We start from the raw sequence: 14,859 nt of genomic DNA on the forward strand, positions 1-14,859 counted from the left end.
ACGAGAGTACGACAGCAAATGCTGAATGGTTCCAGTAAGATTTGCTTTCAGTTATGCATGACATTCTAGGTTAAGCGAAGGTTTAAGAGGAGCAGAAGACGATGGAATGGACGCCGGGAGGTATGAGCAATGATGTCGAGGACCGCCGAGACGATTCTGGCGGTGGCGGCGGTGGTGGTGGCTTTGGTTTTGGGGGTGGCGGCGGGATCGGGATCGTTGGTTTTCTGATTCTGCTGGTGCTTAGCCTGATTACCGGTCGCAACTTCCTTGGCTCGTTTTTGCACGGTGGCGGAGGTGGTGTGCAGCCGACGCAGCAGATGCAGCAATCGCGGCCGGTCACGCCGCAGTCGCGCACTGCGGAAAATCGCGATGCGCAGTTGATCTCGTTTGTTCTCGATGACGTGCAAAAGACATGGACGGGAACCTTCCAGCAGGAAGGGAAGCAGTATCGCCATGCGAAGTTGGTGCTCTTTCGCGGGGCCACTTATTCCGGCTGTGGCACAGCGCGGGCTGCGACCGGTCCTTTTTACTGCCCAGCCGACGAGAAGGTGTATATCGATCTCGATTTCTGGAACGAACTGAAGCGTTTTGGCGGAAGCACCGCGGAGTTTGCCCAGGCGTATGTGATCGCGCACGAGCTTGGCCATCATGTGCAGAAGTTATTGGGCACGGAAGCCAAGGTTCAGCGGCTTACGCAGCAGCAGCCAAGCCAGCGCAATCATCTTTCCGTAGATACGGAACTACAGGCGGACTGCTATGCGGGAGTATGGGCGCACTCTGCGCAGCAGCGCGGAATTGTGCAGAACGGCGATGTTGCCGCTGCTCTAAGCGCAGCGGCTGCAGTAGGTGACGATCACCTGCAGAAGATGAGCGGTCGTGCGGTAAGCCCGGAGAACTGGACCCATGGGTCCAGCGCACAGCGGGAGAAGTGGTTCAATGCCGGACTGAGCAGTGGCGATCCGGCTAGCTGCAATACGTTTGGCGGGGGAGCTTCCAACTAGTCACGGTTTCGTCGCAGCGAGCGCCTGATCATAGATGACCTTCGCGATACGGGCGATAACGGCCTCGCGCGTAGTCTCGTCCGCGCGTGAGTCGATGACGAAGACGGCGAGGGCGAGTCGGTGACCATTGGGCAAAGTGATGAGGCCGACATCATTGTTCGCGGGTGTCAGTCCGTTACGTTCACCTGACGTTCCAGTCTTGTGCGCGACCAGGGTATCGGCCGGGAGCAGCCCCTTGATGCGATGCAGCCCGGTAGTGGACTCGGTCATCCACCGGTTGAGTAGTGCTGTGTGTTCCGCGTTGAGGGGAGAATGGTCAGCCAGCAGACGCAGTAGTGCGACCATCGCGGCGGGCTCCGCATCATTGCGATACTGCGCCTGGAAGTCGTCGTGCAGACCACGCTCACTATCGCGAACATGGATTGTTCGCAAGCCGAGCTTGTTCAATGAGTCCTGCACAACCTCTGGGCCTCCGAGGATGCGGAGCAGGATGTCGGCAGCGGTGTTGTCAGATTTGCCGACAGCGAGCTGCAGCAGCTCGCTCAGAGGGACATCGACGTTGGCGTCGGGGTGCGCGTCCTGTAGCGGGCTGTAGGTTCCAGGATAGCGGTCGGAGGGCAGAAAGCGGATCGGCTGATCGAGCGCCAGCTTGCCACGCTCAACCTGCTGCAGGACAACGATGGCGAGCGGCAGCTTGAAGGTGGACTGCATCGGTGGATGGCCATGGGCATTGAGGTCACAATCGAGTGCAACGCCGGGGAGCGAGCAGGCGACGAAGACTTTTCCCTGGGCGTCTTGCGCAATGGACGAGATCTGTTGGTGCAGCGTGGCCTGGGCGGATAGTGGAGCGGCGAGCGTAAGAAGGGCGAGGAGTGAGAGCGGACGCATATCGCCAACGTACTGTAACTGCTGAAAGAGGGCCAGTAACTATACGGAGACGCCGCTGAGGAGAAGTTGTGGACGCAGGCTAGGTGGATCGTCTCCAGGGAAACTGCACGGTGTAGCAAGGGATAGCCGTTGCGTTAGCTTTGGTGAAAGTGAGGAGCTTGCGGCGAACCAGCCAGCGGATGGAGGATTGGGTGGAACTGCGCGATAGGCCGGTATTTTCAGCGAGTTCCTGATAGCTAATGCTCACGGCTGTTTTGCGGCGAGATTGTTCGCCGGTGAGCCACAGATAGACAAGGAAGGCTGCAGGTTTGCGGTCGTGGCCGGTGAGGTCGCGGAGCAACGTATCGAGGATATAGTCGTCGAGGTTGAGCATTGGATACTTCGCAGCTATATCAATAATAAATATAGCAATAAATGGGCAATTGCGGCTTGGCGCACTACATCCTATGCTCGGCTCACAGGAGGAAACGACCATGATTCGTGGAATTAAATTCGTGAGTGTGCCGGTGAAGGATCAGGATGTTTCGTTGAAGTTCTTTACGGAGAAGCTGGGGTTTAAAGTAGCGACCGACCAACCATTCAATGAGAAGCAGCGGTGGATCGAATTGCTGATCCCGGGCGCGGAGACAGGGCTTGTGTTGTTTACCCCGGAGGAACACGAGAATCGTATCGGTGGATTTCAGCCGATCTCGTTTATCAGCGATGATGCGATCGCGACTGCTGCGTCCATGAAGGCGAAAGGGGTAGAGTTTGTTGCTGAACCGAAGAAAGAGTCGTGGGGGACATCGGGCATCTTCAAGGACCCGGATGGAAATCAGTACGTGCTGAGCAGCCGTTAGGAAAGGATGTTGAATGTTGATTCCGGCGCAGGAGTTTCCTCGACGAAATAGCGGCAAATCTTTTCTGCTGTTGCTTTATTCACGACGGACAACAGTGCATCTGGGTTCTTTTCGGCGGCCTGCTTCAAGGCTCGGACGCTGCCGAAGTGCTCCAACAGCCGCTGGCGGGTGATAGCTCCTACCCCGGGGATATCGTCGAGTTCGCTGCTGCGGTCACGCATCTGACGGCGTTTGCGATGGTAGGTAACCGCGAGTCGGTGGCTCTCATCGCGGATCTTCTGGATGACGTGCAGCACGGGGCTGCGACGGTCAAGAATAACGGGATCGTCCTCCTGCCCGTGGACGTAGATAATCTCTTCTCTCTTGGCGATAGACGCGAGTGGTTGTGTGGTGAGGCCTATCTCCGTGAGCGCGTCGGCGGCGGCGTGAAGCTGGCCCAGACCGCCGTCGATCAGAATCAGAGACGGAAGAGGTTCATTGTTTTCATGTAATCGCTTGTAGCGGCGATGAATAATCTCCCGCATGGAGGCGAAGTCGTCGACCCCGCTGACGGTTTTGACCTGGAACTTGCGGTAGTCGGACTTCTTCATCGCGCCCTTTTCCCAGACGACCATCGAGGCGACGGTCTCGGCGCCCTGGATGTGCGAGATATCAAAGCACTCGATACGCTCGGGTGGTTCTGCGAGAGTAAGTGCGTCCTGCAGGGCCTCCTGCATGGACTTGATGCTGGGCTGCAGCACACGGAAGCGCTGATCGTAGGACTGCTTCGCGTTCTGGCAGACGAGGTCGACCAGAGAGCGCTTATCTCCACGTTGCGGTGCAGCTATCTCGATCTTGTGGCCGCTGCGCTCGCGCAGAATCTCGGAGAGCAATACGCGGTCGGGGAAGTCGACGGGCACATAGATGTGCTTGGGTACATAACCCTGGTCCAGGTAGAGCTGCTTCAGTAAGGCAGAAAAGAAGGCTGCAGGAGAGAAGGCGGGGTGCGCAGCAGGGAGTTGCAGGTTGCGAACTGTGAGTTCGGGGACGTCGCAGCTCTCTGTTATGACTTCTCCGCGCGGTAGATCAACTTCGAAAGGGGAAGCGACGACGGAGTGCTCTTCCACGATGGCATCGTCCGCGGTGATCTCTGGCGCGGGAACTGCGGGGTCAGGCTCGAGTTCTGGCTCCATATCTTCATGGCTCAGCGTTTCGACGAGGTCTAGCTCTGGCAGGTCTTCCCAGAACATGTCGCGGCGGTCGACGATCTTGCCTGCGCGCATGTGGAAGAGGTTGACGGCGAGCATGTCGTTTTCGAAGTGGAAGCCAAAGACGTCGGCGTCTTCGTCGTCGGTGGAGGCGATGCGCTGGCGGTCCTGAGCCTGACTGACGGTGATGAGCTGATCACGCAGCCGAGCGGCAAGCTCAAACTGCATGTTCTCGGCGGCAGCGGCCATGCGTTCGTTCAGGCGAGCTTCTAGTTCGCTGGGCTTGCCTTCTAGAAAGAGCTGAACATCACGGATGGCCTGCCTGTAATCCTCATTGGAGACGAGGCCTTCTACGCAAGGCCCCAGGCAGCGCTTGATGTAGTACTGCAGGCAGGCCCTCGGATGGTAGCGGTTCAGATCGACCTTGCAGCTCGGGATAAGAAAGCTGCGGTGGATCACGTCAACAAGACGGTGCGCAAGATTGCCGGGGAAGTATGGGCCGAAGTAGGCGGATCCGTCTTTGCGAAGGCGCCTCGTGACGAAGACCTTGGGGTGCAGGTCCGATAGGGTCAGTTTGATGTAGGGGTAGGTCTTATCGTCGCGCAGCAGGATATTGAAGCGCGGCTTGCGCTGCTTAATGAGGTTGTTTTCGAGTGCCAGGGCCTCGCGCTCGTTGGCGACGAGAATGTACTCGATGTCGACGGCCTCACGCATGAGTGAGCCGGTCTTGGCGTTGGCGAGCTGGTTGGCCTCAAGAAAGTAGCTGCGTACCCGCGCGCGCAGGTTCTTCGCCTTCCCGACGTAGATGACCTCGCCCTCTGCGTTCTTATAGAGGTAGCAGCCCGCACCGGTGGGCAGCGTCCGGATTTTTTCGATGAGGTCCATGGGTCTGTTACAAGTTTAGAGCGAGGTGCCGTTACGCATACGCAACCTTATTGGACGCTCGGCGGCAGAGAAGGATGCGCGAGCTTAGCGGGACTTGAGCTGGCGATAGACGAGGTAGAGCAGAAACGACGTCAGCACAACCCACGCAAACTGATACCAGTAGAAGAACGGAAAGCCGAAGACCGCCGGTGTGGCGCGAGCGTAAAGCCCGGGGAAGCAAAGCCCAAAGTAGGGAAGCGCGAGCAGGACGATGACCCACCATTTGGTGCGTTTAGTGGGTTGCGAGTTAGAAGGGGCTCCCATGGGCAGGATGCTATCACTTCGCGCCGTCTCAAGTAAGCTAGCGTCTCAAGTAAGCTAGATAGGTGGATCACGTAGAGCACAAGCAGCAGATCGACGGGGAAGAGGCACAAGCTGGAGCCGCTGCGGCGTTACAGAAGGCCGCAGCCATCATGGCACAGCTGCGGGGACCGGGTGGATGTCCGTGGGATCGCGAGCAGACCTTCGACACCATCAAGCGGCACACGCTGGAGGAGACCTACGAGGTCTTTGACGCGATCGAACGGCGCGCATGGCCCGATTTGAAGGACGAACTTGGCGATCTTCTGTTGCAAGTACTCTTCTATGCGCAGATGGCGAGCGAAGCAGGGCACTTCGACCTGCGGGATGTAGCCGAGAACCTGAACGCGAAGCTGATCCGTAGGCATCCGCATATCTTTCCTCCCAAAGACGGGAACCTCGTCGAAGCGGCTAATTCAAGCGCTGTGCTGCGTAACTGGGAGCAGATCAAGCAAGAAGAGAAAAAGGAAAAACCTGCTGCTGCGTCTATGCTGGATGACGTTCCGCGCTCCATGCCTGCGACGCTGGAGGCGAGCAAGCTGGGTTCCAGGGCTGCAAAGGTCGGGTTCGACTGGCCAGATAGCTCGGGGCTGTTCGCGAAACTGGATGAAGAGATTGCGGAGCTCCTGGTCGAGGTAGAGGCGAACCATCGTGAGAACGTGGAGGCAGAGTTTGGTGACCTGCTGTTTACGGCAATGAATCTGGCACGGCACCTTAAGGTGGATGCGGAGTCGGCCTTGCGACGCAGCAATGCGACGTTTCGCGCACGCTTTGCCGCGATGGAATCTAGGGTTGGCGGCGCGGCAGCTCTGGAAACGATGTCGCCGGAGGAGTTGGAGCAGTTATGGCGAGAGGCTAAATCCGCTGAAACAAAAATATCGGAGACGAGGTCTTGAACGTAGTGGCACAGTCAGGAGCAGAGATTCGCATTGAATCTCTAACGGAGTTGGAACAGTTCGATCGCTGCGTGGAGTTGCAGCTTACCGTCTGGGGCTACAGTGATGGCGACTTGATTCCACGCCGTGTGTTTTTGGTCGCTTCGCGCATCGGGGGGCAGGTGCTGGGGGCGTTCGACGGCGATGTGATGGCAGGCTTCGCGATGGCGCTGCCGGGGTATCGTAATGGCCACCCTTATCTGCACTCGCACATGGTGGGTGTGCTCGCAGAGTATCGCAATGCCGGGATTGGACGGCGGCTCAAGCTTGCCCAGCGAGAAGATGCTCTGGCGCGCGGGATCGAGCTGATGGAGTGGACCTTCGATCCGCTGGAGATCAAGAACGCACACCTGAATATTGCCAAGCTGGGAGCGATCTCTCGCCGTTATAAGCGCGATTTTTACGGGCCTTCGAGTTCACCACTGCAAGGCGGTCTTCCCACCGATCGCGTCTACGCCGAATGGTGGCTGCGTTCGGAGCGCGTGACGCGCGTTCTGGCCGGCGAAGCGCCCACCATACAGCCCACCCAGCATGTGGATGTACCTGCGGAGATCTATGCCTGGAAGGCCTCAACCGATGATCACGATGCCGCGCGCGAGGTCCAGTCGCGCAATGCGGCTGCGCTGGAGTCGGCCTTTGCCAGTGGGCTATCTGTAGTTGGCTATGAGCGCAGCCCCAAGGGCGATGGGCGCTTTCTGTTGGGTGTTTGGGACGAACAATACCTGTATTGAGCGGCGCGGTTTGTAAGAGGGAGAGACGATGAAGATTGAAGCCATACACATGCGCGAGCTGAATATGCCGCTTGCCCATCCATTTGAGACAAGCTTTGGTATCACGACTGGCCGCCGAATTCTGCTGGTCGAGATCGAAGCTGAGGGCGTTAGCGCCTGGGGCGAATGCGTGGCGGGCGAGCATCCGTACTTCAGCGACGAGATGGTCGATACGGCGTGGCACATCACCGAGACGGAACTGTCGCCACGGTTGCTGAATGTGGAGATCTCCAGTGGTCGCGACTGTCCGGCATTGTTTGAGCAGGTACGTGGTCACCGCATGGCCAAGGCGGCTCTGGAGAACGCCGTATGGGAGCTCGACGCACAGCGGCAGGGTGTTTCCCTGGCGAAGTTGCTGGGCGGCACGCGATCAACGATTCCGTGCGGCGTGTCGATTGGCATACAGCCTACGCCCGAGAAGTTGATGGAGAAGATCGAGACCGAGGTGGCCGCTGGCTATCAACGTATCAAGCTGAAGTGCAAGCCCGGTTGGGATGATCGCATCTTTGCGATGGTTCGCGATCGCTGGCCTGACATTCTTCTAAGCTGCGATGCGAATTCAGCGTACAGCCTGGACGATGCCAATCACATCGCGGCGTGGGACCGGTTCAACCTGTTAATGATCGAGCAGCCGCTCTGGTATGACGATTTCTATTTTCACGCGACGCTGCAGAAGCGCATCAATACAAAGATTTGTTTGGACGAGTGCATTCGCAACCATCGCGACGCGCGTGCTGCGCTGGAACTAGGCAGTGGGAAGATCATCAACATCAAGGTAGGCCGTGTCGGCGGGTTTACAGAGGCCCTCGCCGTTCATGATGTTGCACAGGAGTTTGGTGTCCCCGTATGGTGCGGAGGTATGTTGGAGACCGGTATCGGACGTGCGCATAACATCGCACTTTCGTCGTTACCGAATTTCAAGTTGCCTGGAGATGTATCGGCCTCGAAGCGCTACTGGACACAGGACATTATTGAGCCGGAGGTAACGGTTAGCTCATCGGGTGAAATCACAGTGCCGACGACACCAGGTCGCGGATTTGAGGTGCGACGCGATCGCATCGACGCTATCACCGTGCGGCAGCACACGCTTCGCTAGAGGGGTTCTGTATCTAGCGAAGCGGAATAGAGATCGCCAACAGTATCCGGATGGCCTCCTGATAGGGAACCATCGCAGGCATCTGTCGGAAGTCCGAATTAGTCATCACCGAATTCTGAGGCAAGGTTTTGACGAGTACGCGAAGGGTTAGTTGCTCTTCAAGGTGTGAGTAAAACCATCGTCCGTTGCCGGAGTCGGTCTGTTCAAACGCTACCTTCCCACCACGATGGACAGCTCCTAGTATGCCCCAGCCGAAGTCGACGTCGTGGAGAACGTGCGCCTCTCCGCGGGTCAGTTGGTGTGTCTGTTGGTCGATCCAGAACCGCCCTGCCAGGCCGGTGAGCACTCCGGAAAATAGGGTAGGTGGCTTGAACTTAGGATCGGGCTGAAAGTCGATGACAATCTGCTTCGAGGTCGAACCTGGAAACTGTGGTTGCCCGGGGACATAGGTGTAGATCATGGCCTGCGGCATGAGCCGGACCAGATTCATGACATCGGAGCGCATCGCGGAGTCGCGCTTGTGGTGCTTGATGAAGTCAGATGGTGAAGCGAGTGAGTCGGTCAGACGCTGGCGCTCGCCGGTGTCTTCAGCCGCTGTAATTGGCTGGCCGTTTCGTTCGATCAGCCGTGCTACGCTGCCATCGCGACTCTCGATGATCTCGCGCGTCGTATCGCCCTTCGCGTCGATCTTGCGTTGGCGGTAGCGCAGAGGAAAGGTTCCATCGGCGTCGATGATGTGCACTTCATTGTCTGCTGCCTGCTCTATCCAGAAGCGTGGAGGCTCGGAAGGAAGTGTCGTTGCAGGCTGGTTCTGAGCCGTAGACTGGGCCGCACCCGAGTGCGCAAGACAAAGGGTTGCACTGGAAAACAGGATCAGAACTGCCACAAAACGCCTGCATTTCGCCTGCGGCAAGGGAAGTCGCATTAAAAAGTTCAATCTTCGAAAGCCTCGCTGTAAAGTTAGACGCATAATCCCGGATGGAAGATGATTGTGCTACCTCATTTGGTTGGGTATAGTTCGGCTCAGTGCTACTGTAAGGCATCTGGGGGTAGGAGCGACACTGGTAAGAAGAAAACGGCGGGACCTAAGGAAGGTATCGCCATGCTGACGGAAGTAAAAGCCTGAGAGTCTTTTCGGCTCTGGAAAGCTAGCCATGTTCGACATCTTCAAGAAGGGTAAGGACTCCGGCGGGAATGGCGCAGGAGAAAGCTCGACTCGTCATTCCCGCGGCTGGAACGACATTCTCGCGTTCATGAAGGCGAGCGAAGCTCTGCGCGTGCTCGACTTCGGAGCAACCTCACCAGCCAACATCAATTATCTGACCTCACTGGGGCACAGTGTCTATATGTCGAATATCGTTCAGGATGCAGCCCGCCCTGAATGGTTGAAGCCGCCTGCGCCCGATGCAAAGCCGGGAAGCCCGCAGGAGTTCGATACGGAAGGATTTATTGCGGCCAACCTCGATTTTTCGCAACGCGATTTCGATGTCATTCTTCTCTGGGACACCGCGAACTATCTGCCGCCGCAATTAGTTCCGGCTTTATTTCAGCGATTACGCCAGGTTCTCCGTCCGGATGGCAATCTGCTGGCCTTTTTTCATGGTCGTGTCGATGGTCCAGGGACGACATTTTCCCGCTATCAGCTTACCGACAGTGAGAACCTGATTGTGCTGACTTCGGGAAATTTCCCCGTGCAGACGGTCTACCAAACGCGCCAGATCGAGAAGTTTTTAGAGGGATATAGTCGGGTTCGCTTCTTTCTGGGCAAGGATAATGTCCGCGAAGTGATTGCGGTCCACTAAAGCATTTTCACAGTGAGTGTAGGGTGGAACAAAGGTCGTTTGCGTGGTTTCCCCTAAGAAAACCACGTTGCACAATCTTTGCGAAGTCACAGCGACTGTGAAAATGCTGCTAAGAGCAGTATCTAAACTTGCAGTTTTCTTGTAAGTGCTGCAAAGAGAAAGGGAAGGCTGATTTGTCAGCCTTCCCTTTCTCTTTGCGATAGCAGTCAGCCAGGAAGATTACTTCTTCGCGGCTTCCTTGCGACGCTCAGCCCAGCGGCGCTTCATGGCATCAGCGATGCGCTTGCGGCCCTCGGGGCTCAGCTTACGCTTACCCTTGGTGGCCTTTGCCGCCACTGGTTTGGGTGCTGAGGCCAGTGCGGCCTTGGTAACTACAGACTTGGGAGCATTTTTGCTGCCCTTGGGCCGTCCACGTCCTGATTTGGCAACAGCTGTAACTGCAGCGGCTGTGCTTGTTCCGGCGCCTGTAAGGGCGGCGCGGATATGTTGAAGTCGTGCTATCTCAGCGTCCAACTCCGACAGAATGCGATTGAAGTCCATTTTGAAATCTCCATTTCATTTTTTCTATACATCCATCGTACCTACTGCTAGCCCTGACTTCGATGGAGTTACACCATATAGTTTCGATTGCCCAATTGCAATCATATAATTAAATGACCTCCTTGTTGGAGGTGCTGTATAGCTCTAAGTTGCATGTAAGCGGGAGTTATTTCGCCTGTTCTTCGTGTAGTTTTCACGTAATACTCCTGTGACAGTTCACTAATGCGGAGAATGCTAGACTCGAAACCGATGCGGACTATCCCTTTACGTCTCTGGGCGCTGGCGGTTTTAGCGTCATTTCTGCAGGTGCTGCCATTCCCCCTTGCTGGTCCAGTACCCTTGTGGCGTAGGCTTTTCTGCTGGTTTTGCCTGGTGCCGCTGTTGTTGGCTTTACTTGGTAAAGATACCCATGGAAGCCGCCTAAGACCTGGACAGACCGCACTTTTAGGCTATGTCTGCGGTTTCTTCTGGTACCTGGGAAATTGTTATTGGACCTATCAGACCATGTATTTGTACGGCGGGCTGGCTAAGCCTGTCGCACTTGGGATTCTTCTTCTTTTTAGCTTGTATCTTGGTCTGTATCACGCATTATTCGGCTGGCTAGTGGGGCTTTTGAATGCGCGTATGGGACGCAAGGCAGCCCTAATCGCGGCGCCATTTCTTTGGGTAGCCGTGGAACTGGCGCGGGCACGTATTACGGGATTTCCCTGGGATCTTCTGGGCTATACGCAAGTAGACAATTCCTTACTCACGAAGCTGGCACCGCTCGGCGGAGTAATGCTTTTGAGCTTCATTGTGGCTATTCCCAGTGCGATTTTCGCATCTATTGGGGTTGCTCAAAGTACACGCCAACGCCTAAATCTGCTCGCGATCGGTGTTTTACTTGTCGCCGGATTGCAGTTGGGGGTACTTAGCCATTCGCCAGAGGATCTGTCGGAACACACGGCAGTCCTGTTACAGGAAAATCTCGCGGTAGGCGCTCCAGGCCGCAATGTAGAAGTTCTCCATACACAAGAAAAATACCGCCAATTTGTTGGATGGAGCCTTTCGCCACTTGTTTCAGTTACGAAAAATGGGTCGGAGCTTTCCTGGGTATCGGTGCCACAGAACGCGAAACACGATCTCATTATTTGGCCGGAGGCACCCGCGGATTTCGCGACAACAGACCCTGCATTTCGTGCGCAACTAGGTAGTCTGGCGCGTTCCAGCGATACTCCCGTGATAGCTGGCAGTTTGGGGGTCGACTTCGATTCTTCCGCTGAGGGCGGTTATCGCGAGTACGGTTCGGCCGCTGTCTTCGATAAGGATGGAACCTATCTCGGCCGCTATGACAAAATTCATCGCGTGCCCTGGGGAGAATACGTCCCGTATAAGCAATTATTCTTCTTTGCGGGCAAACTGGTGGATGGTGTCGGGCGAATGGATGCCGGGACCCAGCATACGATCTTCCAGTTGGATGGGCATAAAGAAGCCGTTTTTATCTGCTATGAGTCGATCTTCGGCGATGAGGTTCGTGAGTTTGTAAAGAATGGTGCAGAAGTACTAGTGAATATTTCCGATGATGGCTGGTTTGGCGATACCGGAGCACCCTGGCAACATCTCGATATGGCTAGGATGCGTGCCATCGAAAATCGCCGTTGGATCCTGAGAGACACCAATACCGGCGTTACAACTGCGATTGACCCGCATGGGCGCGGTATCTTCTCAACACCTCGCCATGTGCGTGCTGCATTCGCTTTCCCGTTCGACTATCGCGACGACCTCACCTTCTACACGCGCCACGGCGACTGGTTTGCCTGGATATGCGCATTGGTCAGCGCGGCGATGTTAGTAATGAGTTTTCTGCCACGAAGAGAAGTAAACTAGTTCTTATGTTGAATGATCTGGAATTTGCTTACTCCCCGGTCCGCGAGAAGGTGCGCGACCTGCGGGAGTATCTTTGACTCACCCCGCCTGAAAAAAGAGCTTGCTGTTATCGAGGAAAAGATCGCCGACCCGGCGGTCTGGTCCGATGCTGCAAAGTCACAACCCCTGATGCGCGAGCGAAAACGGCTCGAGTCGCAACTGGCCAATGACGCCGAGCTGGCACGTCGTGGTGAGGACATTGACGCCTACTTTGACCTGATGCGTGAGGGAGAGGCTTCGGTTGAACCGGATCTCAAGCGAGAGATTGACTCCCTTGTGATTTTCTCCGAAGCCCTCGAATCGCGCACAATGCTCTCGGAAGAGAACGATACCTTGAACGCTATCGTTACAGTGCATCCCGGCGCCGGAGGAACGGAGAGCCAGGACTGGGCCGAGATGCTGATGCGGATGTATCTGCGCTGGGCTGAGCGGCAGGGCTTCAAGACCGAGATTAACGAACTGCAGGATGGTGAAGAGGCCGGCATCAAGTCGGCGACTTTTACCATCACGGGCGATTTCGCCTTCGGCCTGCTCTCCGGAGAGACAGGCGTGCATCGATTGGTGCGTATATCGCCTTTCGATCAGGCCAAACGCCGCCATACCAGCTTTGCCAGCGTCTTCGTCTCACCTGAGATTGACGACTCTATCGTCATCGATATCAAACCCGACGATCTTCGCATCGATACCTACCGTTCAGGCGGTAAGGGCGGCCAGCATGTCAATACGACCGACTCCGCCGTGCGTATCACGCATCTTCCGACGGGCATCGTTGCGGGCTGTCAGAACGAGCGCTCGCAGCATAAGAACAAAGAGCGGGCCATGAAGATGCTGCGCTCGCGTCTCTATGAGTACGAGCTCGACAAGAAAAAGGCTGTCAGCCGCAAGCTGGAGGACTCGAAACTGGAGATTAACTTCGGCTCGCAGATTCGCAGCTATGTGTTGCAGCCCTATCGCATTGCCAAGGATCTGCGCACACGCGTAGAAGTCGGGGACGTCGATCGCGTGCTCGATGGCGAGCTGGAGCCTTTTATTCGTGGCTATCTCAAGATGCGCAGGGAAGGCGGCGTTCCGGCAGCCATTGCGGACGACGATCTGGGATGACATCTGTCATGAAAGTCGGTGACATACGGCACTTCTTCCTCGCGATGAAACGCTGAATACTTCTCGCAGCGATGTGGAGTCATCAGAATCATCGCGGGGAGGAACACCTTGTCCACCGTATCCATGACAAAGCCCGACTACGGCATCGACGCGCCGAAGGTCCTGCGCAACTTCTTTGTGTTCGGAACACTGGCGCTTGTGCTCGCGCTGGTTTTGCCGAAGACGCTGCATCTCGGCCCTGTTGCCCTAAAGACTCACCCGACATTTGGATGGATAGCAGGATGTTGTCTGGTCGAAGGATTTCTGTATCTGCTCTACGTGAAAGTGGGCAAGTTTGGGCACCGTGACTTCATCCTTGGGATGCATCGGTGGCGTGGAGACGAGCAGGTGCTCGATGTGGGCTGCGGTCGAGGATTGTTGCTGGCGGGTGCCGCAAAGAAGCTGGCGACGGGCCATGCCACGGGAATCGACATCTGGTCGAATGAGGACATGGGTGGCAACTCCGAGGCGGCGACTCTGCACAATCTGGAACTGGAAGACGTAGTTTCGCGTTGCACGCTCGTGAGCCAGGGAGCCCAGGCTATGCCCTTTGCCGACGCCAGCTTCGATGTGGTGGTCTCAAACCTCTGCCTGCATAATCTCTATGATCGGCCAACGCGGAAGAAAGCTTTGCTTGAGATTGTGCGTGTATTGAAGCCTGGTGGTGTGGCGGCCATCTCCGACTACAAGCTTACGGGCGAGTACGCAGAAGCGTTCGCGAAAGCTGGGCTGAACGTGGAGCGCAAGTGGGGAAGCATACTGACGACCTTTCCGCCGTTGCTTGTAGTCATTGCACGGAAGCCTGAGTAGGGCAGATCTAATCGGCCCTGCCATGAAGCCAGCGATGCAGCCAACTGGCGTGCAGGTCAAATCGCAACGCTGTATAGCTGAGCATTTCGTGGATCATGCGTTGTGCTTCGTCCAGGTTGTCGATGTGGCCCAGTTGCGCACGCGGTGAGGTGTAAACCTGTAGGCCGGCGCGACGGCAGAGTAACTCAATTCTGAACAGGTGTGTTCCATCGCTTACTACGACGATGTGCTGGAAGTGTTTCTCTGTCGCAATGTCGGAGAGTTTTTGTACCTGCTGTTCGGTATCGAAGGACTCGGTTTCGGCAATGATCTTGTCATAGGGAACGCCGTTGGCGAGCAGGTAATCGCGCCCCACGCCTCCCTCGGTGTTGCCGGAGTCCTTATCGGAGCCGCCTCCCAGGGTGATGATGACCGGTGCGATGCCTCGCTGGTACAGGGCAACGGCTTTGTCCAGGCGTGCATGCAGCACTGGCGAAGGCCGCCCGGCGTACTCTGCCGCGCCAAAGACCGCGATGGCATCGGCGGGCTGCGCATTGTCGATCTCCGAGGTGAATTTGATCTCATGGTAGACCCAACCGAACCATCCGGCAGTCACCAGCAGAAGCACGAGAAGCAGCCTGCGCGAGAAGCGCATAGGGGCGCTGCTGGCCGGGCTCTTGGTCTTCTCGGGAGTGGTTTCTTGCGTCATGGTCGGGATGTTCTAGTATGCCGCGAGACGGCTT

Annotated in this window: 16 protein-coding genes; 9 read left to right on the top strand and 7 right to left on the bottom strand. The window is 56.5% G+C overall.

Translation table 11 applies throughout. The annotated features are described in order from the left end of the window. Positions 1–101: 101 nt before the first annotated feature. Positions 102–1,001 carry a neutral zinc metallopeptidase gene (locus GSQ91_RS00410; protein WP_158819278.1) on the top strand — a complete coding sequence of 300 codons (900 nt, stop codon included), beginning with the start codon at positions 102–104 and terminating at the stop codon, positions 999–1,001. Here GSQ91_RS00410 and bla read toward each other — a convergent pair whose 3' ends face one another. Together bla and GSQ91_RS00420 are read right to left on the bottom strand one after the other, a co-directional pair. Next, positions 1,002–1,889 carry a class A beta-lactamase gene (bla, locus tag GSQ91_RS00415; protein WP_158819279.1) on the bottom strand — a complete coding sequence of 296 codons (888 nt, stop codon included), beginning with the start codon at positions 1,887–1,889 and terminating at the stop codon, positions 1,002–1,004. Positions 1,890–1,968: 79 nt separating this feature from the next. Continuing rightward, positions 1,969–2,262: a helix-turn-helix domain-containing protein gene (locus GSQ91_RS00420; RefSeq protein WP_158819280.1), complete on the bottom strand. Its 294-nt coding sequence runs from the start codon at positions 2,260–2,262 to the stop codon at positions 1,969–1,971. Positions 2,263–2,362: 100 nt separating this feature from the next. Here GSQ91_RS00420 and GSQ91_RS00425 point away from each other — a divergent pair, with 100 nt between their 5' ends. Then, on the top strand, positions 2,363–2,728 hold the full coding sequence (locus tag GSQ91_RS00425; RefSeq protein ID WP_158819281.1) for a VOC family protein: 366 nt from the start codon (positions 2,363–2,365) through the stop codon (positions 2,726–2,728). Here the strand turns inward: GSQ91_RS00425 and uvrC are convergent. Both uvrC and GSQ91_RS00435 read right to left on the bottom strand, forming a co-directional pair. Continuing rightward, entirely contained in the window at positions 2,725–4,800 is a 2,076-nt protein-coding gene (gene uvrC, locus GSQ91_RS00430) for an excinuclease ABC subunit UvrC (RefSeq protein ID WP_158819282.1), read from the bottom strand. The genes GSQ91_RS00425 and uvrC overlap by 4 nt on opposite strands. A gap of 84 nt (positions 4,801–4,884) precedes the next feature. Continuing rightward, on the bottom strand, positions 4,885–5,103 hold the full coding sequence (locus GSQ91_RS00435) for a DUF3311 domain-containing protein (protein WP_158819283.1): 219 nt from the start codon (positions 5,101–5,103) through the stop codon (positions 4,885–4,887). 62 nt (positions 5,104–5,165) lie between these two features. Here GSQ91_RS00435 and mazG point away from each other — a divergent pair, with 62 nt between their 5' ends. From mazG to menC, 3 genes are read left to right on the top strand one after another with little or no spacing between them, the layout of a single operon-like run. Then, positions 5,166–6,035, top strand: coding sequence for a nucleoside triphosphate pyrophosphohydrolase (mazG, locus tag GSQ91_RS00440; protein WP_371417048.1), 870 nt, complete (start codon positions 5,166–5,168; stop codon positions 6,033–6,035). A 5-nt stretch (positions 6,036–6,040) separates the two neighbouring features. Continuing rightward, a complete protein-coding gene (locus GSQ91_RS00445; RefSeq protein WP_371417053.1) occupies positions 6,041–6,805 on the top strand; it encodes a GNAT family N-acetyltransferase in 765 nt (254 codons plus the stop codon). A 28-nt stretch (positions 6,806–6,833) separates the two neighbouring features. Then, a complete protein-coding gene (menC, locus tag GSQ91_RS00450) occupies positions 6,834–7,940 on the top strand; it encodes an o-succinylbenzoate synthase (RefSeq protein WP_158819285.1) in 1,107 nt (368 codons plus the stop codon). A 13-nt stretch (positions 7,941–7,953) separates the two neighbouring features. Here the strand turns inward: menC and GSQ91_RS00455 are convergent, their stop codons facing one another. After that, positions 7,954–8,826 (bottom strand): hypothetical protein, encoded by an 873-nt coding sequence (locus GSQ91_RS00455; RefSeq protein ID WP_158819286.1) that lies wholly within the window; start codon positions 8,824–8,826, stop codon positions 7,954–7,956. 268 nt (positions 8,827–9,094) lie between these two features. Here GSQ91_RS00455 and GSQ91_RS00460 point away from each other — a divergent pair, with 268 nt between their 5' ends. Further along, entirely contained in the window at positions 9,095–9,742 is a 648-nt protein-coding gene (locus GSQ91_RS00460) for a class I SAM-dependent methyltransferase (protein WP_158819287.1), read from the top strand. Between the two features lie 219 nt (positions 9,743–9,961). On the opposite strand, the gene GSQ91_RS00465 is transcribed toward GSQ91_RS00460, so the two are convergent. After that, positions 9,962–10,282 carry a hypothetical protein gene (locus GSQ91_RS00465; RefSeq protein WP_158819288.1) on the bottom strand — a complete coding sequence of 107 codons (321 nt, stop codon included), beginning with the start codon at positions 10,280–10,282 and terminating at the stop codon, positions 9,962–9,964. Positions 10,283–10,531: 249 nt separating this feature from the next. Between GSQ91_RS00465 and lnt the strand changes: the two genes are divergently transcribed. From lnt to GSQ91_RS00480, 3 genes are all read left to right on the top strand, one after another. Beyond that, entirely contained in the window at positions 10,532–12,148 is a 1,617-nt protein-coding gene (lnt, locus tag GSQ91_RS00470; protein ID WP_256370359.1) for an apolipoprotein N-acyltransferase, read from the top strand. 5 nt (positions 12,149–12,153) lie between these two features. Continuing rightward, a protein-coding gene (gene prfB, locus GSQ91_RS00475) for a peptide chain release factor 2 (RefSeq protein WP_158819290.1) occupies positions 12,154–13,288 on the top strand; the annotation gives its coding sequence in 2 pieces (ribosomal slippage) (positions 12,154–12,222 and positions 12,224–13,288; 1,134 coding nt in all). Between the two features lie 108 nt (positions 13,289–13,396). Beyond that, on the top strand, positions 13,397–14,137 hold the full coding sequence (locus tag GSQ91_RS00480; RefSeq protein ID WP_158819291.1) for a class I SAM-dependent methyltransferase: 741 nt from the start codon (positions 13,397–13,399) through the stop codon (positions 14,135–14,137). A gap of 7 nt (positions 14,138–14,144) precedes the next feature. On the opposite strand, the gene GSQ91_RS00485 is transcribed toward GSQ91_RS00480, so the two are convergent. Next, complete coding sequence (locus GSQ91_RS00485) at positions 14,145–14,825, bottom strand: YdcF family protein (RefSeq protein ID WP_158819292.1); 681 nt, start codon at positions 14,823–14,825, stop codon at positions 14,145–14,147. Between the last annotated feature and the right edge of the window lie 34 nt (positions 14,826–14,859).

Source organism: Granulicella sp. S156 (assembly GCF_009766105.1).
Lineage (GTDB): Bacteria > Acidobacteriota > Terriglobia > Terriglobales > Acidobacteriaceae > Granulicella.

Excerpts from the sequence above, each read along its gene's own strand:
- GSQ91_RS00435 (WP_158819283.1), bottom strand. The coding sequence starts at position 5,103 with ATGGGAGCCCCTTCTAACTCGCAACCCACTAAACGCACCAAATGGTGG.
- GSQ91_RS00410 (WP_158819278.1), top strand. The coding sequence starts at position 102 with ATGGAATGGACGCCGGGAGGTATGAGCAATGATGTCGAGGACCGCCGA.
- menC (WP_158819285.1), top strand. The coding sequence starts at position 6,834 with ATGAAGATTGAAGCCATACACATGCGCGAGCTGAATATGCCGCTTGCC.
- GSQ91_RS00460 (WP_158819287.1), top strand. The coding sequence starts at position 9,095 with ATGTTCGACATCTTCAAGAAGGGTAAGGACTCCGGCGGGAATGGCGCA.
- lnt (WP_256370359.1), top strand. The coding sequence starts at position 10,532 with ATGCGGACTATCCCTTTACGTCTCTGGGCGCTGGCGGTTTTAGCGTCA.
- uvrC (WP_158819282.1), bottom strand. The coding sequence starts at position 4,800 with ATGGACCTCATCGAAAAAATCCGGACGCTGCCCACCGGTGCGGGCTGC.
- GSQ91_RS00465 (WP_158819288.1), bottom strand. The coding sequence starts at position 10,282 with ATGGACTTCAATCGCATTCTGTCGGAGTTGGACGCTGAGATAGCACGA.
- GSQ91_RS00420 (WP_158819280.1), bottom strand. The coding sequence starts at position 2,262 with ATGCTCAACCTCGACGACTATATCCTCGATACGTTGCTCCGCGACCTC.
- bla (WP_158819279.1), bottom strand. The coding sequence starts at position 1,889 with ATGCGTCCGCTCTCACTCCTCGCCCTTCTTACGCTCGCCGCTCCACTA.
- GSQ91_RS00485 (WP_158819292.1), bottom strand. The coding sequence starts at position 14,825 with ATGACGCAAGAAACCACTCCCGAGAAGACCAAGAGCCCGGCCAGCAGC.
- GSQ91_RS00425 (WP_158819281.1), top strand. The coding sequence starts at position 2,363 with ATGATTCGTGGAATTAAATTCGTGAGTGTGCCGGTGAAGGATCAGGAT.